Origin of the sequence: Enterococcus sp. AZ089, assembly GCF_050547225.1 — a bacterium.
GTDB lineage: Bacteria > Bacillota > Bacilli > Lactobacillales > Enterococcaceae > Enterococcus_D > Enterococcus_D entomosocium.
Genome location: NZ_CP172954.1, coordinates 1,805,914 through 1,827,758 on the forward strand (window position 1 = coordinate 1,805,914; position 21,845 = coordinate 1,827,758).

Sequence of the window (21,845 nt, forward strand, 5' to 3'; positions counted from 1 at the left end):
AAAAAATGAAGGAAGAAAACAATGTTACCGATCTTAGCAAAGTAATTGCCTATGCCGAAAGTATTTTGGGGAATGATTACACAGGACATGGGTTTGATCATGTCAAACGGGTGGCGGGCTTAAGTCAAGCTATCATCGATGCCGACGAATTGGCGGTTGATCGTTTTGTCGTACAGGCGGCAGCTTACTTGCATGATACGGTGGATGACAAAGTTGTGGCGGATGTCACAGCGGCTTATGCCGAAGTGCGAGTTTGTTTGACCGCAGCAGGGGCAAGTGAAGCACAAACGAAAGAAATTTTTTCTATTATCGAAAATCTGTCTTTTTCAAAAGAACTTTTGCAAGGCGCACAAGTTGTCTCAGTAGAAGGCCGCGTCGTTCGTGATGCAGATCGTCTCGATGCTTTAGGTGCGATCGGTATTTTACGGACGAGCTATTTTGGTGGCAGTCATCAACACCCGATCCATGTCAGTGACTTAGCCCCAAAGACGTTTCAAAATCATGAGGATTACCGAAAAGGGACGACGGTGATCAATCATTTTTATGAAAAACTATTTTTGCTTCCTGAAAAGATGACCACGGATTATGGCAAAAAAGAAGCTCAGCGACGTGTGGTTTTCATGAAGGATTTTTTAGAAGAATTCTATGCAGAATGGGATGTCTAACTTTGTTTAGAGTTTTTTAAACTGAAATTCGATTATTTCCTTTTTCCTTTATTGTTCTTTATAATAGTAAGTACAAAGGAGGGATGGAAATGTACTACCAACAGGCATTACAACCGAGTGAACTATTGCCAGCGATTTCCAATTCAGGGGAATGCTTTTTTGTCATTCGGGCTGAGCTACCCATCCGGCAATATCAAATCGCAGTCTATCTTTACGACGATCAATTCTTTTTGTTGCAAGATGATCGCTTGTTTGATCAAATCGAACAAATCTCTAGTGAGACATTAGGGGACGAGGAAGAGATTTTACCATTTATCGAAGAAGCGTTGGAAGAAAACCATTATTTATTAGTGGAAAAAGCGTTTATTCGTTTAGATCTATCTACTTTACAAAAGATGACCGATCTTACTAGTTTCGATATCTTGTTTTATGAATTTTTTGATTCATGGGGGGAAGAAGAATGAAACGGACTGAATACGTAACACTCCAAGACAAAACATTGATTGACCTTTTCCAGCAGTTAGGAGAGGATGTTTCGAATCTCGAGCTGATCGATGAAGAAAAGAATATCGATGTGGTGGTTGTGTCGAATAGTGACTGGCAATATTTATTGGAACAAGTCAATGATGATGTAAAAGAATCTTTTGCTGATACGTCAGAGACAGACCTGGATGAAGAACTAGCCGACGAATAAACGCTTTTTGTGGTTGATAAACTGTTTTACTACGGGAGTGGTGGTTGGATCTTTTGAAGGGGTTTAGCAATCTAGGCAGCTTACCAAAAAAAATACGAAGCGATCTCATTTCCCATTAAGAGGAACAGGATCATTTCGTATTTCTAGGTAGGTTGCTTTTATTTTGTCCGCAGACGAACGTTTTTGACTTTTAGATAGCCGCGAATCAAGTTGAGAATAAGTAAAAGAATGCCCACAATCAATGGAATCGCTAATAAGTAGGGCGAGTAAAGGTGGGTTTCTTGCACGTGTTCAAGAGAAGTTTTCTCCACTTCATTGATGGCTTGTTGAATGACTTGTAAACTAAATCCAGTCAGAAAACCAGCAATGATGAATAGGGCAAATCCTAAGTAGGGTATATCGGAAGACCGACGAAAAAGAGCAAAAGCTACATATAAAACCAAAAGGAATGCCGGTACGCCAAAGGCAAAATAGGGATTTAACATGGTTTTTTAACCTCCTTTTCTTTTATGATACTCCAAAATTTACGTTTTGGGAAATAGCGTGTAAGATAAAAAGAAAACGTGAAGGAGTTCTTTATGTCCGCTTATATTACCCCAATAAAGGTTGCTCTGCTAGTTTTTCCATTTCTAGCATTGGCGATATCAATGATTTTTTTTGTTATCCAATATCGAAAATACGGTCGTTTTATCTTTTCTCGTGCACTGGTTCTTTATTCGTTTGTCTTCTATTTATTATGCGCCTATTTTTTAGTTATTTTGCCATTGCCCTCGATTGAAGAGGTAGCTCATATGACTGGTCCTAAGATGGAATTGCAGCTAGGAGCATCCTGGCACCATTTTGTCCAACAGACGGTCTTAAATATCCACGACCCGCAAACCTATCTTCCTGCCATGAAGCAGGGGGTCTTTCTCGAACCACTCTTTAATTTATTGTTGACCTTGCCTTTCGGCGTTTACTTACGTTATTACTTCAAATGTTCTTTTCTGAAAACGCTGGCGATTACGTTTTGTCTGACATTGTTTTTTGAATTGACTCAGCTGACAGGACTTTATTTTATTTATCCCCGTCCTTATCGCTTATTTGATGTTAATGATCTCTTTGTCAATACACTAGGAGGATTGTTGGGGTGGAGCATTGCCCCGCTATTTACGTTCTTATTGCCATCAAGAGAAGAGATGGATGCCGATTCATACGCCAAAGGTACTCGGGTAACCGTAACACGAAGGATATTTGCTTGGTTGATCGATTGGGGAATACTGAATGTGGTCAGTTTCATTGTGGTGATCGCTGTTCGTTTGCTTACTCAACAGACGGTAAGGGACTTTAGTGGGGACTATTGGTACTTTGCTCTTGAAGTATTACTGTACTTTGTGTTGTTTGCTTATCTTGCCAAAGGACAAACGATTGGAAAAAAACTCGTACGAATCAAAATCATGCAAGAAGCCCGTCAGAGGGTCAGCTTGGCTGCGTTATTGAAACGTTATGGTTTGTTTTATCTGATTTATGCCAGCATCAGTCGGGTCAACATCTTTTTTGCACCGTTTCTTGATTCGGATAATACGCTGCTTCTGGTCGTCAGTTTATTGATGGTGGTCATTTTTGGCTTGATCCAGTTTGGCTTTTACATGAATCTCTTTTGGGCTGCAATAAAAAAAGAAAGCCGCTTTTTCTATGAACGCCGCAGTGCAACGTATACAATTAGCACGATTGATCCAAAACCCGTGACAAAAGAAAGTTAGGAAATCAAGGCAACATATGCTATAATCCAAAGGATGCTAAAAGAAAGAAGGTGTTTGAATGTCTTTTGAGTCATTTAAATTTCAACCATTTATTTATGAAGCACTTGCTGATAAAAAGTTCTCTAATCCAACAGAAGTGCAAGAAAAATTGATACCTGTTATCCAAAAAGGCCGTAGTGTTGTTGGACAATCTCAGACTGGGAGTGGTAAGACCCATACATTTTTACTGCCATTGATGGATAAAATTGATGCCGAAAAAGATGAAGTGCAAGTCGTGATTACTGCACCGAGTCGTGAATTAGCCACACAAATTTATCAAGCCGCAAAACAGATCGGCGGGTTTCATGATCCGGAGATTCGTGTGTCAAATTTTGTTGGAGGAACGGATAAACAGCGCCAATTGAGCCGTCTGCAAAATCAACAGCCCCATGTCGTGATTGGGACACCTGGTCGTATCTTGGATATGATCAACGAACAAGCCTTAGGGGTTCACACTGCCAATGTATTTGTCGTGGATGAAGCAGACATGACCTTGGATATGGGCTTTTTGGAAGAAGTCGATCAAATTGCGGGGCGTTTGCCTGAGAAACTACAAATGCTGGTTTTCTCCGCAACGATTCCAGAGAAATTGCGCCCATTCTTGAAAAAATACATGGCCAATCCATTGATCGAAGAAATCAAATCGAAAGCAGTCATCTCTGATACGATCGAGAATTGGTTGATTTCTACCAAAGGGAAAAATACCAATAAATTGATCTATCAATTATTGACTACAGGCCATCCCTATCTTGCCATCGTTTTTGCCAACACGAAGAGCCGTGTGGATGAAATTACGGATTACTTAAAGGAACAAGGCTTAAAAGTAGCGAAGATCCACGGCGACATCAGTCCTCGTGAAAGAAAACGGATCATGCGCCAAGTGCAAAATTTGGACTACCAATATGTTGTCGCAACAGATTTAGCTGCGCGAGGAATTGATATTGAAGGGGTTTCTCATGTCATCAATGCCGAGATTCCAGCTGATTTGGATTTCTTTATCCACCGTGTTGGTCGGACCGGTCGAAATCAAATGGATGGGACCGCGATCACTTTATATGATCCAAGCGATGAAGGGGCAATCCAAGCCATCGAAGATCTAGGGGTTGTTTTCCAACCGAAGGAAATCAAAAATGGCGAGATCGTTGCGACTTACGATCGGAATCGTCGGCAAAAGCGGGAAAAATCTCGTGACGAATTAGACCCAACCTTGATTGGCTTAGTCAAGAAAAAGAAGAAAAAAATCAAGCCTGGCTACAAGAAAAAAATTCAATGGGCCGTTGATAAGAAGAACAAAGAAAAACGGAAGATCGAACGTCGTCAAACGACTCGAACCGCCCGCAAAAACAAGAAAAATTCGAATAGCTAATGCTTACCAAAACAGCAGTCAAGGAAGAGAACTACTCTTCCTTGACTGCTGTTTTTAATTGTTTGGTCATTTCTACACACAATACGCCATCTTCAGCATAGGGTTCAGATGTTTTTTGATACCCACAGGATTCATAAAACGCACAAGCGTCGATCTCTGCGGATAACACTGATTGGAGGGCACCCTCTTGGACACCACGCATTTCGAGATAATGCAATAATTTGGTGCCGTATTCTTGGTGCCGAAAGGCCTTAGCTACGCAAAAGCGATCAGGTTGCAGAGTGTTCGGTGTAGAGAATTGATAGCGAATGGTAGCGATCGGTGTGTTTCCATCAAGCCAAAGAAAGTATGGACAGGTTTGGTCTTTTTCATCAAATTCCCATTCTGCCGGAATGTGCTGTTCTTCTACAAAAACGGCTTGCCGCAAGGCGAAAACCGCTTGTAGCATCCACGGACTGCGTCCAAAATAAAGCATCAGTCGTTTTCCTCCTTTTTCGTGGTATACTCGTTATATAGTAATTGTAGCAGATGAGAGGAGAAATGACGTGGATTTTTTTGAGGCGTTACAATGGTCAAATTGGAAGACACTGTCCTTTGAAATCAAAGAACAGCTGATCCAGCAAATTTTAATGTATTTTGTCAGTCCTTTAAAGGAGATCACCGATGTCCATTTTAGTCAGTTGACGTATGCAGGATTGAAATGTGCTACCTTTGAATTAACGATCGATGGCGAAGACTTTGTCTTTATACCAGGGAATTCTGAGGCGATCTTAGGTTGGGATCTCGGTGTGCAAGGATTACCGGCTACTTGCTGGAGTAAAAATTGGCAGTCACCACCCAATGAGATCATTCGCCAACTGGAAACAATCTATGAGTTAGAAACCAGCCAGGATTGGGGGATTTTTGTCAATGAGTCGACGAGCCCTTTGCGTAAAGCTGTGATTGATCCCATGCTAGTCCAAAAAAGTTCTCTGCCTGCTGGCGCAAGGTATATCGGGCAGTTAAATACGATCACTGGGGAGTTTCACGGGTTAGTCGATCAATTCAGTGTTTTCGAAAAAGAGCTAAAGGCACAATTCACAGCACCAGCGTCCTTTGAGGAAAGCTTGCGTTGGGAATTACCCGCTTTTTATCACGAAGAGAATCGCTATTTTGCTGCACTAGAGCCGTTATCGGAAACCTATCAGTTATTTACCCACGAATCCGTCAGTCAAACAGAATTGAAACAGCAGTTAGATAAACAAGGCTTTCAGCTGCTTTCAGAGGATCAATGGGAATATGTCTGCGGTGCTGCTACTCGGCGACTTTTTCGCTGGGGCAATGAAAAGTCTTGCGACGATGGTGTCTCTTTGCCAACCGCTGAATTGCTTGAACCGAATTTATTTGGCTGCACCTATGGGCTTGCGGATGCGTGGGAGCTGACAGATGGCTTGTCTTTAAAAATGGAGAACTGGCAAATTTGTGGGCATCCCTTATTCGATGCATTGCCTTATGCCAGTTATTACCGTTCACGGAAAATGCTACAGCCAGATCAAAAGCTTTCTCCGCAGAGCTATCGTTACCGCAAAGCGATTCTGATCAATAAAGACCGGATTTGAGGATTGACTTTTTCGACACATTTCCTTATACTTTGAATGACGAAGGATATGGTCGGTTTGATGATTCATTACAGAAAGTTTTTCACTGCTGAGAGAAAAACATGAATTCAGACGGATTGCTCCCTTTGGTGCTCAACTGCAGCAGAAATGTTGCCGTCCACTCCGCGTTAACGAGTCTAAGAGGTAATGAGTCACATCATTGCAAGCAAGGTGGTACCGCGTATCGACGTCCTTGCTCTGCAATGGTGTTTTTTTATCGTCAAAACGACTCTACAGGCATAAGAGCGCCTTACCAGCAATTTTGTCAGCCCCTGTATCTTAAGCGAACACAGAAGAAAGTAGGAGAATAACGTGAAACAATTATCCAGTGCAGAAGTACGCCAAATGTTTTTGGACTTCTTTCAATCAAAAGGTCATTCAATTGAACCAAGTGCGTCCCTTGTCCCAGTCAACGATCCAACCCTATTATGGATCAATTCAGGGGTGGCAACGCTAAAAAAATATTTTGACGGCAGTGTTGTTCCTGAAAACCCAAGAATGACCAATGCGCAAAAATCAATTCGGACCAACGACATCGAAAACGTTGGGAAAACAGCAAGACACCATACGATGTTTGAAATGCTAGGAAACTTTTCGATCGGCGATTATTTCAAGAATGAAGCGATTCATTGGGCATGGGAGTTTTTGACTTCCCCAGAATGGATGGCTTTTGATCCAGAAAAGTTATATGTCACGGTTTATCCAAAAGACACAGAAGCAAAACGGATCTGGGCAGAAGAAGTCGGCTTGACACCAGAGCATATCGTTGAGATTGAAGACAACTTTTGGGACATCGGTGCAGGACCATGTGGACCGGATTCGGAGATTTTCTATGACCGTGGTCCTGAGTTTAATGACGTAGCGGAAGATGATCCCGAAAACTATCCTGGTGGCGAAAACGAGCGCTATTTGGAAATCTGGAATCTGGTCTTTTCAGAATTCAATCATCAACCAGATGGCTCCTATGAACCACTACCACATAAAAACATTGATACGGGGATGGGGCTGGAACGAATGGTTTCCATCGTTCAAAATGCACCAACCAATTTTGAAACAGACTTGTTTCTGCCGATCATCAATGCAGTGGCAGATTTAAGCGGTCGTGTGAACTACGGCGACAGCAAAACGACAGATATCTCCTTTAAAGTGATTGCAGACCATATCCGCGCGCTTTCTTTTGCGATCGGCGATGGGGCACTTCCTTCAAATGAAGGCCGTGGCTATGTTTTACGTCGTTTATTACGTCGTGCAGTCATGCATGGGAAAAAATTAGGGATCGATGCTGCCTTCTTATACAAATTAGTACCGATCGTTGGCGAGATCATGGAAAGCTACTATCCTGAAGTACTAGAGCAGCAAGAATTTATTGAAAAAGTGATCCGCAACGAGGAAGAACGTTTCCATGAAACCATCAATGAAGGGTTAGATATTTTAAATCAAGTGATCGCCCAAGTAAAAGCAGACAACCAAGATACGTTAGCTGGTCAAGATATTTTCAAATTGTATGATACTTACGGCTTCCCAGTTGAATTGACAGAAGAAGTGGCGGAAGACGAAGGGTTGAAAGTGGACCATCAAGGGTTTGAACAAGAAATGGATGCACAACGTGCCCGCGCTCGTGCGGCTCGACAAACGGAGCTTTCAATGGGCGTACAATCCGCTTTATTGACGGATATCAAAGTAGACAGCCGTTTCGTTGGCTATGATTCACTTGAAGCTAACAGTGAATTATTAGTGATCATCCAAGACGAAGCGTTACACGATTCTGTTTCGACAGGTGAAGCAAAACTGATTTTTGCTGAAACACCATTTTACGCAGAAATGGGTGGACAAGTTGCGGATACAGGCACGATCGTAGCAGAAGATGGTACGATCGTAGCGGAAGTGACGGATGTCAAAAAAGCACCGAACGGTCAGTTCTTGCATACTGCTACAGTCAAAGCGCCACTACAAGAAGGCGTGAACTATTTCTTACAAGTGGATCAGCATCGTCGCAATAAGATTATCAAAAATCATACGGCGACTCACTTATTGCATAAAGCGTTAAAAGAAGTATTAGGTAGCCATGCGAACCAAGCAGGTTCATTAGTTGCTCCAGGACATTTGCGCTTTGACTTTAGTCATTTCGGGCAAGTGACCAGCGAAGAACTGAGCCAAATGGAACAAATCGTCAACCAAAAAATTTGGGAAGCCCTCCCTGTTGTGACGATCGAAACGGATATCGATACCGCAAAAGGCATGGGAGCGATGGCACTCTTTGGTGAAAAATATGGGCATGACGTTCGCGTCGTCAATGTTGCCGATTGGTCGATCGAATTATGTGGGGGAACCCATGTGGCAAATACGGAGGATATCGGTATTTTCAAAATCGTTTCTGAATCAGGGATCGGTGCTGGTGTTCGTCGGATCGAAGCCGTGACTAGTCAAGAGGCCTATACGTTATTGCATGAAGAAGAAACGCAATTAAAAGCAATCGCAGGAATCGTTAAATCTGCCCAATTAAAAGAAGTCGTTGCCAAAACAGAACAACTGCAAGCGCAGCTACGTGAATTGCAAAAAGAAAACGAAGCTCTTGCCAGCAAGTTAGCAAATCAGCAAGCAGGGGATGTTTTCAAAGATGTCAAAGAAGTAAATGGTCTGCGTCTAATCACAGCGAAAGTGACTGTTAAGGACATGAACCAATTACGTCAACTAGCCGATCAATGGAAACAAAAAGACCATTCTGATATTTTAGTGTTAGCTACCGCGAATGATGGCAAAGTGAATCTTTTAGCTGCTATGAACAAAGTAGCCAATGAAAAAGGATTGAAAGCGGGCGATTTGATCAAAGAGATCGCACCTAAAGTTGGTGGCGGCGGTGGCGGCCGTCCTGATATGGCACAAGCCGGCGGGAAGAATCCTGAAGGAATCACAGCAGCACTTGAGACCGCAGCAGCGTGGTTAGCTGCCAAGTAAGCACACTATGGTTGAATCTGTACCCGCGAGTTCCTTTCCTTCTAAGAAGATAGGTGAAAGAGGAGCGTAGGTCTTTAACACATTCCTTTTTTGAACGAAGATGACGGAGGGGGAGACCCTTCCGTTATCTTTTTCCTTTTTTCCTACGTGTTATCTGAAAATGCGTTTGATAATTGAAGGGAATTCGCTTTTTTTTCGAAAAAACGATACGAATAGTTGTTTAATTGAATTCCTTCGGGGTAAAATAAGAAAGATGGTTTTTTGAGAGGGTGATGATTTGCTAAACTTTTTTTTAAATCGTAGCAAAAAAAATGGTGTCTACGAACGCACAGCCATTGGGAAGTTAGCAGGTAGCCTCGGGTTGCTTTCCAACCTCCTATTATTTGCCGGAAAATTTATCATTGGTTTATCTGCACAATCTGTTTCGATTATGGCCGATGCCATCAACAGTCTTTCAGATACAGCCTCGTCTATTTTAACATTGATCGGTTTTCGGATCTCGGCGAAACCAGCCGACAGTGAACATCCATATGGACATGAGCGATTTGAAGCCATCAGTGGGTTTGTGGTATCTTTGATCATCACGTTTGTTGGCGGTCAATTTCTCATCAGCTCTGTGCAACGCATCATGGAACCGACGAGTATCCGTCTTTCACCACTATTGTTTATCGTTTTGGTTTTATCGATTTTGATCAAAATCTGGCAGGGAGCGATGTACCGAAAATTGGCGAACCTGATTGGCTCTCAAACACTTAAAGCCAGTGGGCAAGACAGTCTCAACGATGTGTATACAACGGGTGCGGTTTTGTTTTCAGCGACGATCGAGTGGTTGACTGGCCTACGTATCGATGGCTTTGTCGGCTGTCTGATTGCCTTGTATATTTTGATTAGCGGAATCAAAATGATTCGTTCCTTTATCAACGAATTATTAGGGGCACGCCCAACGCAAGAAGAAGTAGCTGCCATGGAGCAGCGCTTGGATCACTATCCGACGATTCTCGGTTACCATGATTTACTGGTTCATAATTATGGACCGAAAAATCGCTTTGCCAGTGTGCATATCGAAGTGGATGAAACGTGGTCTTTACGAGAAGCGCATGAGGTGATTGATGCTATTGAACAAGATTTTCGCCAATCTTTAAAGGTCGACCTTGTCTGTCATCTTGATCCAGTACCAATTCAAGATCAGCAGTATCGGTATTTAAAAAAAGAAGTGTCAAAGATCATTCGCTTCGTTGATCCGCAGTTACGGATGCATGATTTTCAGGTCAAAGGAGATCTGTTGGCGTTTGATTTAGTGATTCCCGCAAAATCGGCGTATAGTGATCAAGAAATCGAAGAAATGCTGAAACAAAAAATCAAAGAAACACTAGGGGACTATGAATTGAAGCTTGCTTTCGATCATAGTTACCTATTATAGGGTTACAGGATATAGGAGGAAACTATGATAAAAATGGATATGAGCATGATTTCCACGGTATTATTGGCACTTTTGTTTATTAATACGATTGCTGCCTTTATTACTGTTTTTCGGAAACCACGCTCGATTGCAAGTGTCTTTGCTTGGATGATGACGTTGGTATTCATCCCCGGCATCGGGTTTTTGTTGTACTTGTTTTGTGGTCGGGGGATCGACGGAGAAATTATTTATAAATTTAGTGAGCACCACCAAAGTAGGATCAATGAGTTGAATCAAATCATCAAAGTGCACAATTATTCTTTTCCTGAACATCCTTACTCAGATGACAATCATCTATTAGAGCGCTATTTTAAGAACCTTGATGAATCGCCCTTGACTAAAGGAAACAAAGTAGAATTTTATACAGATGGAAAAGAAAAATTTGCAGCATTGTTTGAAGACATGAAGCAAGCAGAAGATAATCTGCATGTGGAATATTATTCGTTTTTTAATGATGAGATCGGTGGCCAATTTCTGTCTATCTTGATCGATAAAGCCCGTGAAGGTGTTGAAGTGCGTTTGGTCTATGATCCATGGGGGTCACCGAAAGCCAATCGGAAATTCTTTCAACCGTTGATTGATGCCGGTGGAAAAGTCGTGCCTTTCATCACTTCGAAGAACCTGATCCGTAACACACGATTGAACTATCATCTACATCGAAAAATCGTTGTGATCGATGGTCAAATTGGTTGGACTGGCGGCTTTAATGTCGGCGATCAATATTTAGGGAAAAAGGCCAAATTTGGCTATTGGCGAGACACCCATGCGAGAATCGTAGGTACTGCCAGTTTTACACTACAAGAGATTTTTATTCGTGACTGGAACGCATCTGTAAAAAAAGAAGAGGATCAACTGGAATACGAGGATCGCTACTTTATTCTACCGCCGAAAGAGCTCTCTGGAAATGTTGATTTGCAGATTGTCGCTGATGGTCCTGAAAGTGAGACCCAAATTCTCAAAGGCGGTTTTGTAAAAATGATCTTAGCTGCCAAAGAATCGATTTGGATCCAAACGCCTTATTTGATTCCTGATGACAGTATGATGAACGCATTGGAAATTGCCATCCACTCAGGTGTAGACGTCCGAATCATGATCCCATGTATGCCTGACCACCCATTCATTTACCGGGCAACACAGCATTATGCCAATTATTTGCATCGTCGTGGTGCAAAAATCTACATCTATAACAATGGTTTCCTCCATGCGAAGACGGTCATGATGGATGATACCATTAGTTCCTTTGGGACGACAAATCAAGACATTCGGAGTTATGCCTTGAATTTTGAAGTCAATGCTTTTGCCTACGATCACGATGTCACGCAAACGTTGAAAGGCTTCTTTGAAGAGGATATGGCGCAATCCACATTACTGACGGATGAAATTTTAGCTAAGCAGTCTTACTGGTTGCGCTTCAAACAAAACTTCTCTCGGTTATTGTCTCCGATCCTTTAATTTCAACGCCTTTGCTAATCCTTGGCGTGCCAAATGGTCGGCACCTTTGTTTTGGCTCTCAGGGATCCATTGGATGATCGCTAAAGGGAGCTGTTTCAACAAGCATTGAATTTCCGTTAAATAATCAGAAAAAGCAGGGTTTTTGGTATAATTCTTGTCGATAGTCTGCGCAACGACTTTGCTGTCGGTATAGAGCATAATCGTCTGTTCCTGTAACCCTTTGTCAATCAGCAGCTGCAACGCGTTTACCATCACAGCGAACTCTGCTTGGTGGTTGGTTGAATCAGGTAGCGGAAACGCAATTTGCTCATGCAGATCAGTACCGACAATGACGATTCCACCGCCACTAGGGCCGGGGTTGCCTTTCGTGGAAGCATCAAGATAAACTTTTAACATTGTCTCACCCTTTTTTGATATGATAAAGATAGTATACTAGAAATTTTATGTTGTGAGGAACTTTTATGAAGCGTAAATTGTATTGGCAACCGGAAGCTGCTACAGCGATCATTTATTGGTCGTTTACTATGATGATATTATTTATCAGTTTGATTCTTTCGTTAGAAAATACCAGACCTTATTGGAAAAGCAACCTCGTTTTAGCCGTCTTTTTCTTTTTTGTATGGTTAGGTATTCATCGAAGCATACTCATCAGGAATGATTTGCTCCTTATTCGCTATGCCCGCTTATGGAAGAAACGCCTTGTTTCTTTACCTGAGATAGAAAAATGGCAAATTGAAAACCATTTAATCAGCATTACCGATCATCAAAAAACGTATACCTTCACGTTACGTAAAAAAGATGTGGTATGGTTAGAAACTTTTTTTCAAGAAAAAATCCCTGAAAAAAGGGTGCAGGTCGAAACCAACGAGTAATTCATAGAAATCTAGAAAACAGCGATCACTCCTTTTGGCGGCACAGCCTTAGGAAGGACGTTGTTTTTGTTTACATAGAGGATTCGGCAAACTTCTTGTAAAAGTGTGGAAAATCTCTCTTTCTTTCTGAATAAAATCAAGTATAATAAGAGCATAGCAAACAAAATACATTTTAAAGTGCTAAATAGTTCGTGAATTGAGGGTAAAAATGAAATCAGATATCGAAATTGCACAAGAATCAATGCCTAAACCGATTATTGAAATTGCTGAACCACTTGGTTTAACAGGGGATGACCTAGAACTTTATGGCAAATATAAAGCAAAAATCGAATGGTCAGCAATCAACGAAAAAGCAAACAATCCGCTGGGTAAACTCATTTTAGTCACAGCGATCAGCCCAACGCCAGCAGGGGAAGGTAAATCAACCGTGACCATTGGACTTGCAGATGCGTTAAATCAAATCGGCAAGCAAACCGTCATCGCCTTACGTGAGCCATCATTGGGCCCAGTAATGGGCATCAAAGGCGGCGCCACCGGCGGCGGCAAAGCACAAGTTCTACCGATGGAAGACATCAACTTACATTTCACAGGTGATATGCATGCGATCACGGCTGCCAATAACGCCTTGTCTGCGTTGATCGACAATCATATCCAACAAGGCAACGAATTAGGGATCGACGGACGTCGGGTCACATGGAAACGCGTTGTCGATTTGAATGATCGAGCGTTACGACAAGTGATTGTCGGTCTAGGGGGACCGTTACAAGGCGTTCCCCGAGAAGACGGTTTTGACATCACCGTTGCTAGTGAAATCATGGCGATTTTGTGCTTGGCAACAAGCATTGATAATTTAAAAGAGCGATTAGGAAAGATTTTAATTGGTTATTCTTTTGAGAAACAACCAATTTACGTAAAAGATTTGGCGGTCCAAGGTGCTTTAGCCTTACTTTTAAAAGATGCCCTCAAACCGAATCTCGTTCAAACGATTGAAGGAACCCCTGCGCTGATCCATGGCGGACCTTTTGCGAATATCGCCCATGGGTGTAATAGTGTCATCGCAACCGAGACGGCTTTGCACGTAGGCGAATACACGGTGACCGAAGCTGGGTTTGGTGCTGACTTAGGCGCAGAGAAATTTCTTGATATCAAAACACCGAACTTATCAAAGGCACCAGATGCGATCGTAGTGGTAGCGACGATCAGAGCACTGAAGATGCATGGTGGGGTCGCTGTCGCTGATTTAGGGACAGAAAACATAGAAGCATTAGAGCGGGGCTTCAGTAATTTAAAGCGTCATGTTGGAAACATGCGTAAATACGGTATTCCAGTTGTCGTTGCGCTTAATGGGTTCTCACAAGACACCGAAGCGGAGCGAACATTAGTCGAAACCTTGTGCCAGCAAATCGACGTCACCATCGCACGGACAGCCGTTTGGGCAGAAGGTGGCGCCGGTGGAACGGATCTAGCAAAAGCAGTGGTTCAACTAATCGAGGAAAAACCCGCCAACTATCATCGCTTGTATACCGACGATTTGCCTTTAGCGGATAAAGCTTCTTTGATCGTGCGGGAAATCTATGGAGGAGCTGAGGTTGAGTTTGCACCAAAAGCCAAAGCGCAGTTACAAAGCTTCAAAGAGCAAGGCTGGGATCAGCTGCCGATTTGTATGGCAAAAACCCAGTATTCCTTCAGTGATGATCCAAAGCGATTGGGCGCACCAGATGACTTTACAGTAACGATTCGCGAATTCGTGCCAAAATTAGGTGCTGGCTTTATCGTTGCCTTGACTGGTGCCGTGATGACAATGCCTGGATTACCGAAGAAACCTGCGGCTATCAATATGGACGTGACTTCTGATGGCCAAGCGATCGGTCTTTTCTAAAAGAGTGATCACAAGCAAAGAAGACATTCGCTGCATTTGAAACGAAAAAACGGAAAGAGATGATTTGAAAGGACGGATGCAAGCGGCATTCGTCTTTTTCTCGTTCATTAGACGTGATGGAAGATAAAAGTAGGGATTCTTGTTATAATAATCAAGGAAGCAAGCAAAAGTCTATTTTCTTTCTTTTGATAATCAAGTATACTTAACCAATTGAGGTGATCTTTGTCAATGGAGCTACAACTAACTAGGAGGACTGGTTTTTATGGAATGGGCAGTCCCTTAGAGGTCATGCAAGGGAAAAAAAGAATCGCTGCCATCAATCATCAGAAAACGATTTTTTTAGAGTTAGCTGAGCAGACACCGATTCGTGTGCGCATGTTTTTTTTAGAAAGTCAGCCTTTTCAGCTACCACAAGGCCAATCAGCGCTCAAGCTGGAGATCGTGATGAATCCTACGCTTAAAAGATTATATATCGGCTTTTATTTAAGCCTTTTTCTCATGATGGGGGTATTGGGCTTATTCTCTATCTCCCTTTACTCGTTGCTTTTTGTCGGGGTGTATTTGGTGGCATATTTTGTCTTTGTTTTGATTTATTTGAAAAAAGCGTATCTTATCAAGGAGGTTCCTCATGGCTAGTGGTGCAGATCAATTTTTGAGTAGTTTTAATCGAATCGAAAAGCGGCTTCGTGACGAATTGGATAATCCACGGAATATGGGTTTTTCTGAAATGGTTCGTCGCTTGTCAAAAAGCAAAAATATCAATGTCAGAAGAGCAGAAGATGATCTATTACAAATGGCTCAGCTGCGCAATGCCATCGTACATGAAAAAATCGGAGAAAACTTTGTCATTGCTGAACCGAATGAATGGGTCGTCAATCGCATTCAAGAAATTGAACGCTCTTTACTGGCACCTGAAAAAGTCATGCCGCGTTTTGCGAAACGAGTGACTGGTTTTGAAAAGCACCTGCCATTACCAGAGTTATTGAAAATCGTTGCCCAAAAGCGCTATTCACAATTTCCGATCTATGATAATGGTCGATTTTTGGGCTTGATCACTTTGCGGATGCTGGGATACTGGTTAGCGAAAGAAAGCCTCCATGGTGAAATCAAGTTGACAGGCAGAACGGCAGATGAATTATTAGCAGGAGATGGGAAACGATCAAATTATTGTTTCGTGTCGGCTGAAACGACCATCGTAGAAGTGGAAGAATTGTTTCAAAAAAATGCCCTGCTTGAGGCGGTTTTGATCACCAAGGATAAAAATCCGAATGGAAATCTCTTGGGCATCATCCGTCCACGAGATATTTTTAAAGAAGAAAGAGTGGAAAATTTATGATCGCGTTGTTTTTTTTGTTAAGTGCTGTTGTCATTGGCTTGGATCAATGGCTGAAAATTTGGATCGTTGCCAATTATCAACTAGGTGAAACACATTCTCTGATCGACAATGTGTTGTCCCTGACCTATCTTCAGAATACCGGTGCAGCTTGGAGTATTCTAGAAGGAAAAATCACTTTTTTTGCGATCATCACCGTTATCGCGGTTGCCGTCGTTGTTTACCTATTGTTTCGTTACCAAAAAAGCAGTTTGTGGTTTCGCTTTGGATTGGCATTTGTTCTAGGTGGCGCTATCGGAAACTTCATCGATCGCTTGCAGCATGGCTTTGTGGTGGACATGTTCCAGCTTGATTTTATCAATTTCCCAATTTTCAATATCGCTGATATGTCATTAGTGTTTGGGGTAATCTTGATTTTTATTTATGCACTGGTAGATGACGAAGCAAAAGGGAAACAAGGAGAATCAAATGGAAAAGCAAATTGAAGTAATCATTAAAGAAGAAAAAGGGCGGGTCGACAAAGTGTTGGCTGAACGCTTGCCTGACCATAGCCGTTCACAAGTTCAACAATGGCTGAAAGAAGATGCCGTTACTTTAGAAGGTGAAACGGTTCGGGCTAATTATAAAGTAAAAGCAGGCGATCACTTGGTCATCCAAGTGCCAGAGCCGGAAGTAGTAGATTTAGAGCCAGAAAATATTCCTTTGACGATCGTCTATCAAGATGCTGATGTGGCAGTCATCAACAAGCCGCAAGGGATGGTGGTTCATCCATCCGCTGGGCATCCAAATGGCACCTTGGTCAATGCGTTATTGTACCATATGGATGATTTATCCACGATCAATGATGTTGTTCGGCCAGGAATCGTTCATCGAATCGACAAAGATACGTCGGGTCTGTTAATGATTGCCAAAAATGATCAGGCGCATGAGTCGTTAGCGAAACAATTGAAAGACAAAACCTCGTTACGCAAGTATGTGGCATTGGTCCATGGCAATATCAGCCACGAAAAAGGCACGATCAATGCACCGATCGGCCGCTCGAAAGTCAATCGGAAAATGCAAGCCGTGATCGAGAATGGCAAACCCGCAGTGACGCATTTCACCGTGTTGGAACGCTTTGATCAATTTACCTTGGTGGAATTGCAATTGGAAACTGGAAGAACCCACCAAATTAGAGTGCATATGCAATATATCGGGTTCCCGTTAGCCGGTGACCCAATCTACGGACCAAAGCGTACCTTAAAAGGCAACGGCCAGTTTTTACACGCCAAGCTTTTAGGTTTCGCACATCCCGCTACGGGTGAGTCAATGGTCTTTGAAGCCCCATTACCAGAGCTGTTCGCGGACACGTTAAAAAAATTGCGGAAAAATGATTGATTTTTTTGTGTGAGAACTGTATAGTAATTGTAACAACTAAATAGCTCCTTTAAATGTAGTCCCGTGAGGCTAAGAAGGAATGAGTAAGCAGACGACTCCCGCGTTGGAGATTCGAACCCTTACTAGATGATAACGTGTACCCAAAATCCACAGAATGGGATTTTAGGTAACGATCGGAAAACATGACTCCTACCTCAAGCAGGTAGGAGTTTTTTTATGTTCAAAATTAGGAGGGAATAACATATGGCAGCGAAAGAAGTAGTAGATGCAGTAACAATGAAACGAGCGTTAACGCGGATCACCTATGAAATTATTGAAAGAAATCGCGGCATTGATAACTTGGTGCTGGTAGGAATCAAGACAAGAGGCATCTATATCGCTCAACGAATAGCAGAACGTTTAAAACAACTAGAAGGCGTAGAAGTACCTGTCGGTGAATTGGACATCACCTTGTACCGAGATGACAAAAAGGCAGAAGATGATCCAGAGATCCATTCATCAGACATCCCGACTGCCATTGATGGCAAAGAAGTCATCTTGATCGATGATGTCTTGTTTACAGGACGGACGATTCGGGCAGCTTTGGATGCCATCATGGATATTGGTCGACCAAAGCGAATCTCACTCGCCGTTCTAGTTGACCGCGGTCATCGTGAACTGCCGATTCGGGCAGATTTCGTTGGGAAAAATATTCCAACTGCTTTAAGTGAAGAAATTATCGTGGAGATGGAAGAATCAGATGGTTCTGACCGGATCATGATCAATAAAGAAAACGACTAGGAAGAAGAGTGACAGCAACATGCAGAAGCAAGAATTTCGTAATCCAGACGCAGTTTTAGACATCAAAGATCGGCCCAAAGCACTGCCTTGGTTAGGTCTAAGCTTACAACATCTTTTCACGATGTTTGGGGCAACAGTATTAGTTCCGATCCTCGTTGGGATCAACCCCAGCATCGCTTTAGTTAGTTCAGGTATTGGAACATTGGTTTACTTGGTCACAACGAAAGGGAAGATTCCTGCGTATCTAGGCAGCAGCTTTGCGTTTATCGCAGCGATGCAGATGCTGATGAAATCTGATGGCTACCCAGCTATCGCACAAGGCGCCATCACGACTGGGTTGGTTTACGTGATCGTTTCGATGATCATTAAACGTGCCGGTGCAGCTTGGTTGGATAAAATTTTACCACCGATCATTGTCGGTCCTGTGATTATGGTGATTGGATTAGGGTTAGCCGCTAACGCCGCCCAGAATGCAATGTACAATGACTCAGTCTACGATTTCAAGTACATTCTGGTAGCTTTGGCTACCTTAGGATTAACGATTTTCTTCAATATGTTTCTGCGAGGGTTTTTAGGATTGATCCCGATCCTTCTGGGGATCGTGGGCGGATACTTGATCGCCTTAGCAGCGGGGATCGTCGATGTGCAGCCCATCATTGACGCCAACTGGTTTGGCATGCCAAGCTTCGAGATTCCCTTCATTAACTATGAACCAAAACTGTATCTGAATGCAATCACTACGATGGCGCCGATCGCTTTTGTTACCATGACCGAACACATCGGTCATCTGATGGTCTTGAACAAATTAACGAAGCGGAACTTTTTTGAAGAGCCAGGCTTGAACCGAACACTATTGGGCGATGGGTTTGCTCAAATTGCAGCCGGTCTCGTTGGGGGCCCCCCAGTGACAAGTTACGGAGAAAACATTGGGGTTTTAGCAATTACACGGGTCCACAGTGTGTTCGTCATCGGTGGTGCAGCAGTTCTAGCCATCGTACTAGGCTTCGTTGGAAAACTAAGCGCATTGATCTTAAGTATTCCTGGTCCAGTCATCTCAGGGATCAGCTTCCTGCTCTTTGGTGTCATCGCTGCCAGCGGGTTGAAAATTTTGATCGACAACAAAATCGATTTTGATCGTAAGAAGAATTTGATCATTGCGTCAGTGATCCTTGTGGTAGGAATCGGCGGTCTTGTATTCACGGTCGGTACCTTCACATTATCCGCAATGGCGTTAGCAACTGTCCTAGGAATCTTCTTGAATCTTATTTTACCTGACAGCTCTCGCAGCGAAGAAAAATAACTTGTGCCAACTCATCGTTTAAACAGAATCAAAGGAGGAATTCATTCATGATTATTCAATCCGAAAGAATCAGCTTAAAGCATCTTTTGACGGTAGAAGCATTGACGGACCGTGAAGTGATGGGACTCATCCGCAGAGGACAAGAATTCAAAAGAGGGGCGAAATGGATGCCCCAAAAAGAACAATATTTCGCAACAAATCTCTTTTTTGAGAACAGTACCAGAACCCACAAAAGCTTCGATGTTGCTGAGAAAAAACTAGGGATCGAAGTCATCGAATTTGAAGCCTCCACCAGCTCTGTTCAAAAAGGCGAGACCTTGTATGACACGGTCTTGACGATGTCAGCTTTAGGTGTAGACGTTGCGGTCATTCGCCACGGCGATGAAAATTACTACGACGCTTTGATCCAAAGCAAAACGATCCAGTGCAGTATCATCAATGGCGGGGACGGCAGCGGCCAACACCCAACGCAATGCTTGCTAGATTTGATGACGATCTATGAAGAGTTTGGGCATTTTGACGACTTGAAAGTCGCAATCGTAGGTGATATCACCCACTCACGGGTCGCAAAATCAAACATGCAAATGTTGAAGCGTCTCGGAGCGAAAGTCTTCTTCTCAGGTCCAAAGGAATGGTATGACGAAGAATTTGAAGTATACGGTCATTGGCTACCATTAGACGAATTGGTTGCAGAAGTCGATGTTATGATGATGCTTCGTGTCCAGCACGAGCGCCATGATGGAACGGAAAGCTTTTCCAAAGAAGAATACTTAAAAAATCACGGGTTGACCGTCGAACGGGCCGCAAGAATGAAAGAGCATGCGATCATAATGCACCCAGCGCCGGTCAATCGCGATGTGGAATTGGCTGATGCGCTAGTTGAAAGCTTACGCTCACGAATCATCACACAGATGTCCAATGGCGTCTTTGTTCGAATGGCGATTCTTGAAGCGGTGTTGAACGGTAAGGCCTAACAGGCAAAAAGGAAAGAATTAGAGGAGGAAGTTTACATGAAAACACTCATTAAAAACGGTAAAATCATCAAAAAAGACAATCACTGTGTTCCTGCAGCAATTTGGATCGAAGAAGGAATCATTCGCGGGATCGGTACAGCATTTCCCGAAACAGATTTTGACGAAGTCATCGATGCCAAAGAGCAATTGATCACGCCAGGTTTAGTGGATGTTCATGTACACTTCAGAGAACCAGGCTTTGAGTACAAAGAAACAATTGAAACGGGCAGCATGGCAGCAGCTCGCGGTGGGTTCACGACAGTTTGCGCAATGCCAAACCTTGACCCAGTTCCCGATACACCGGAAAAATTAACAGCTGTTTACGAAAAAATCAACGCAGATGCGTCAATCAATGTCTTACAATACGCCCCGATCACAGAAAACTTACGCAGTGAAACGTTGACGGATGCAGCTGGAATGAAAGCTGCTGGCGCTTTCGCCTTGACGAACGATGGCGTGGGTGTTCAGACTGCTGGCACAATGTATCTGGCAATGAAGCAAGCAGCCGAAAATGACTTGGCCTTGGTTGCCCATACAGAAGATGACTCCTTACTCTTTGGCGGCGTGATGCATGCTGGTAAAAAAGCAGAAGAACTTGGACTACCGGGGATCTTGAGTGTAACGGAAGCTTCTCAAATCGCTCGTGATGTACTTTTGGCGGAAGCAACAGGTGCTCATTACCATGTCTGCCATGTCTCGACCAAAGAAAGTGTTCGAGTGATCCGAGATGCCAAAAAAGCTGGTATCCATGTGACAGCTGAAGTTTCTCCTCATCATTTGCTTCTAATCGATGAAGATATTCCTGCCGATGAAGGCTTTTGGAAAATGAACCCACCGTTACGTGGGCAAGAAGACCGTGAAGCGTTGATCGAAGGTCTGCTGGATGGCACGATCGATTGTATCGCGACGGATCATGCCCCACATGGCTATGAAGAAAAAATGCAAAGCTTTTTAAAAGCACCATTTGGCATCGTCGGATCAGAATATGCCTTCCAATTGTTGTACACTCATTTTGTCAAAACAGGACGCTTTACCTTGCAGCAACTAGTGGATTGGATGACCGTGAAACCAGCATCAATCTTTGGTCTAAGCGCCGGAACGATGATGGTCGGAGACAAAGCCGATCTCGCGATTTTTGACTTAGAATCAGCTTATAACGTGGATCCTAAGCAATTTCTATCAAAAGGAGTCAATACGCCTTTCGGTGGATGGACGTTATATGGGGATACAAGTTATACATTTGTAAATGGAAAATTAGTATGGCAAAAAGGTGGGCAATAAT

22 protein-coding genes are annotated in these 21,845 nt (G+C 43.0%); 19 read left to right on the top strand and 3 right to left on the bottom strand.

Annotated elements, in window-relative coordinates:
- Positions 1–5: 5 nt before the first annotated feature.
- From IGJ01_RS08395 to IGJ01_RS08405, 3 genes are all read left to right on the top strand, one after another.
- On the top strand, positions 6–665 hold the full coding sequence (locus IGJ01_RS08395; RefSeq protein WP_016620164.1) for an HD domain-containing protein: 660 nt from the start codon (positions 6–8) through the stop codon (positions 663–665).
- A gap of 83 nt (positions 666–748) precedes the next feature.
- A complete protein-coding gene (locus IGJ01_RS08400; protein ID WP_005236023.1) occupies positions 749–1,129 on the top strand; it encodes a hypothetical protein in 381 nt (126 codons plus the stop codon).
- A complete protein-coding gene (locus IGJ01_RS08405) occupies positions 1,126–1,359 on the top strand; it encodes a hypothetical protein (protein WP_005236021.1) in 234 nt (77 codons plus the stop codon). Before IGJ01_RS08400 ends, IGJ01_RS08405 begins: the two co-directional genes overlap by 4 nt.
- A gap of 158 nt (positions 1,360–1,517) precedes the next feature.
- On the opposite strand, the gene IGJ01_RS08410 is transcribed toward IGJ01_RS08405, so the two are convergent.
- Positions 1,518–1,844: a hypothetical protein gene (locus IGJ01_RS08410; RefSeq protein ID WP_005236019.1), complete on the bottom strand. Its 327-nt coding sequence runs from the start codon at positions 1,842–1,844 to the stop codon at positions 1,518–1,520.
- 93 nt (positions 1,845–1,937) lie between these two features.
- On the opposite strand from IGJ01_RS08410, the gene IGJ01_RS08415 reads away from it, so the two are divergent.
- On the top strand, positions 1,938–3,101 hold the full coding sequence (locus IGJ01_RS08415) for a VanZ family protein (protein WP_008379845.1): 1,164 nt from the start codon (positions 1,938–1,940) through the stop codon (positions 3,099–3,101).
- Between the two features lie 58 nt (positions 3,102–3,159).
- Entirely contained in the window at positions 3,160–4,506 is a 1,347-nt protein-coding gene (locus tag IGJ01_RS08420) for a DEAD/DEAH box helicase (protein WP_005236016.1), read from the top strand.
- A gap of 31 nt (positions 4,507–4,537) precedes the next feature.
- On the opposite strand, the gene IGJ01_RS08425 is transcribed toward IGJ01_RS08420, so the two are convergent.
- Positions 4,538–4,981, bottom strand: a complete 444-nt coding sequence (locus IGJ01_RS08425; RefSeq protein WP_087664150.1) for a GNAT family N-acetyltransferase — start codon at positions 4,979–4,981, stop codon at positions 4,538–4,540.
- 70 nt (positions 4,982–5,051) lie between these two features.
- Between IGJ01_RS08425 and IGJ01_RS08430 the strand changes: the two genes are divergently transcribed.
- The 4 genes from IGJ01_RS08430 to cls all read left to right on the top strand — a co-directional run bounded on the left by IGJ01_RS08430 (position 5,052) and on the right by cls (position 12,009).
- A complete protein-coding gene (locus IGJ01_RS08430) occupies positions 5,052–6,104 on the top strand; it encodes a DUF7278 family profilin-like fold-containing protein (RefSeq protein ID WP_005236012.1) in 1,053 nt (350 codons plus the stop codon).
- Between the two features lie 351 nt (positions 6,105–6,455).
- The gene (gene alaS / locus IGJ01_RS08435) at positions 6,456–9,098 is read left to right on the top strand and encodes an alanine--tRNA ligase (RefSeq protein WP_005236010.1); all 2,643 of its coding nucleotides are present in this window, start codon (positions 6,456–6,458) and stop codon (positions 9,096–9,098) included.
- Between the two features lie 277 nt (positions 9,099–9,375).
- The gene (locus IGJ01_RS08440) at positions 9,376–10,518 is read left to right on the top strand and encodes a cation diffusion facilitator family transporter (protein WP_005236009.1); all 1,143 of its coding nucleotides are present in this window, start codon (positions 9,376–9,378) and stop codon (positions 10,516–10,518) included.
- A 24-nt stretch (positions 10,519–10,542) separates the two neighbouring features.
- Positions 10,543–12,009 (top strand): cardiolipin synthase, encoded by a 1,467-nt coding sequence (gene cls / locus IGJ01_RS08445; RefSeq protein WP_008379854.1) that lies wholly within the window; start codon positions 10,543–10,545, stop codon positions 12,007–12,009.
- Here the strand turns inward: cls and IGJ01_RS08450 are convergent.
- On the bottom strand, positions 11,989–12,405 hold the full coding sequence (locus tag IGJ01_RS08450) for a ribonuclease HI family protein (RefSeq protein ID WP_430601617.1): 417 nt from the start codon (positions 12,403–12,405) through the stop codon (positions 11,989–11,991). The genes cls and IGJ01_RS08450 overlap by 21 nt on opposite strands.
- A 65-nt stretch (positions 12,406–12,470) precedes the next feature.
- Here IGJ01_RS08450 and IGJ01_RS08455 point away from each other — a divergent pair, with 65 nt between their 5' ends.
- From IGJ01_RS08455 to IGJ01_RS08500, 10 genes are all read left to right on the top strand, one after another.
- Positions 12,471–12,881, top strand: a complete 411-nt coding sequence (locus IGJ01_RS08455; RefSeq protein WP_194199743.1) for an EbsA family protein — start codon at positions 12,471–12,473, stop codon at positions 12,879–12,881.
- Between the two features lie 208 nt (positions 12,882–13,089).
- Positions 13,090–14,760 carry a formate--tetrahydrofolate ligase gene (locus IGJ01_RS08460; protein ID WP_430601618.1) on the top strand — a complete coding sequence of 557 codons (1,671 nt, stop codon included), beginning with the start codon at positions 13,090–13,092 and terminating at the stop codon, positions 14,758–14,760.
- A gap of 228 nt (positions 14,761–14,988) precedes the next feature.
- Positions 14,989–15,396, top strand: coding sequence for a hypothetical protein (locus IGJ01_RS08465; protein ID WP_430601619.1), 408 nt, complete (start codon positions 14,989–14,991; stop codon positions 15,394–15,396).
- Positions 15,389–16,096 (top strand): CBS domain-containing protein, encoded by a 708-nt coding sequence (locus IGJ01_RS08470; RefSeq protein WP_005235996.1) that lies wholly within the window; start codon positions 15,389–15,391, stop codon positions 16,094–16,096. Before IGJ01_RS08465 ends, IGJ01_RS08470 begins: the two co-directional genes overlap by 8 nt.
- Positions 16,093–16,578, top strand: coding sequence for a signal peptidase II (lspA, locus tag IGJ01_RS08475; RefSeq protein WP_005226122.1), 486 nt, complete (start codon positions 16,093–16,095; stop codon positions 16,576–16,578). The genes IGJ01_RS08470 and lspA overlap by 4 nt, the downstream gene beginning before the upstream one ends.
- Entirely contained in the window at positions 16,562–17,470 is a 909-nt protein-coding gene (locus IGJ01_RS08480) for an RluA family pseudouridine synthase (protein ID WP_061054170.1), read from the top strand. Before lspA ends, IGJ01_RS08480 begins: the two co-directional genes overlap by 17 nt.
- Positions 17,471–17,713: 243 nt before the next feature.
- Entirely contained in the window at positions 17,714–18,250 is a 537-nt protein-coding gene (gene pyrR, locus IGJ01_RS08485; protein WP_005235992.1) for a bifunctional pyr operon transcriptional regulator/uracil phosphoribosyltransferase PyrR, read from the top strand.
- A gap of 19 nt (positions 18,251–18,269) precedes the next feature.
- Positions 18,270–19,550 carry a solute carrier family 23 protein gene (locus tag IGJ01_RS08490; RefSeq protein WP_005235990.1) on the top strand — a complete coding sequence of 427 codons (1,281 nt, stop codon included), beginning with the start codon at positions 18,270–18,272 and terminating at the stop codon, positions 19,548–19,550.
- 47 nt (positions 19,551–19,597) lie between these two features.
- Positions 19,598–20,524 (top strand): aspartate carbamoyltransferase catalytic subunit, encoded by a 927-nt coding sequence (locus IGJ01_RS08495; RefSeq protein ID WP_005235988.1) that lies wholly within the window; start codon positions 19,598–19,600, stop codon positions 20,522–20,524.
- A gap of 36 nt (positions 20,525–20,560) precedes the next feature.
- Positions 20,561–21,844 (top strand): dihydroorotase, encoded by a 1,284-nt coding sequence (locus IGJ01_RS08500; RefSeq protein WP_430601620.1) that lies wholly within the window; start codon positions 20,561–20,563, stop codon positions 21,842–21,844.
- The last annotated feature ends 1 nt before the right edge of the window (position 21,845 follow it).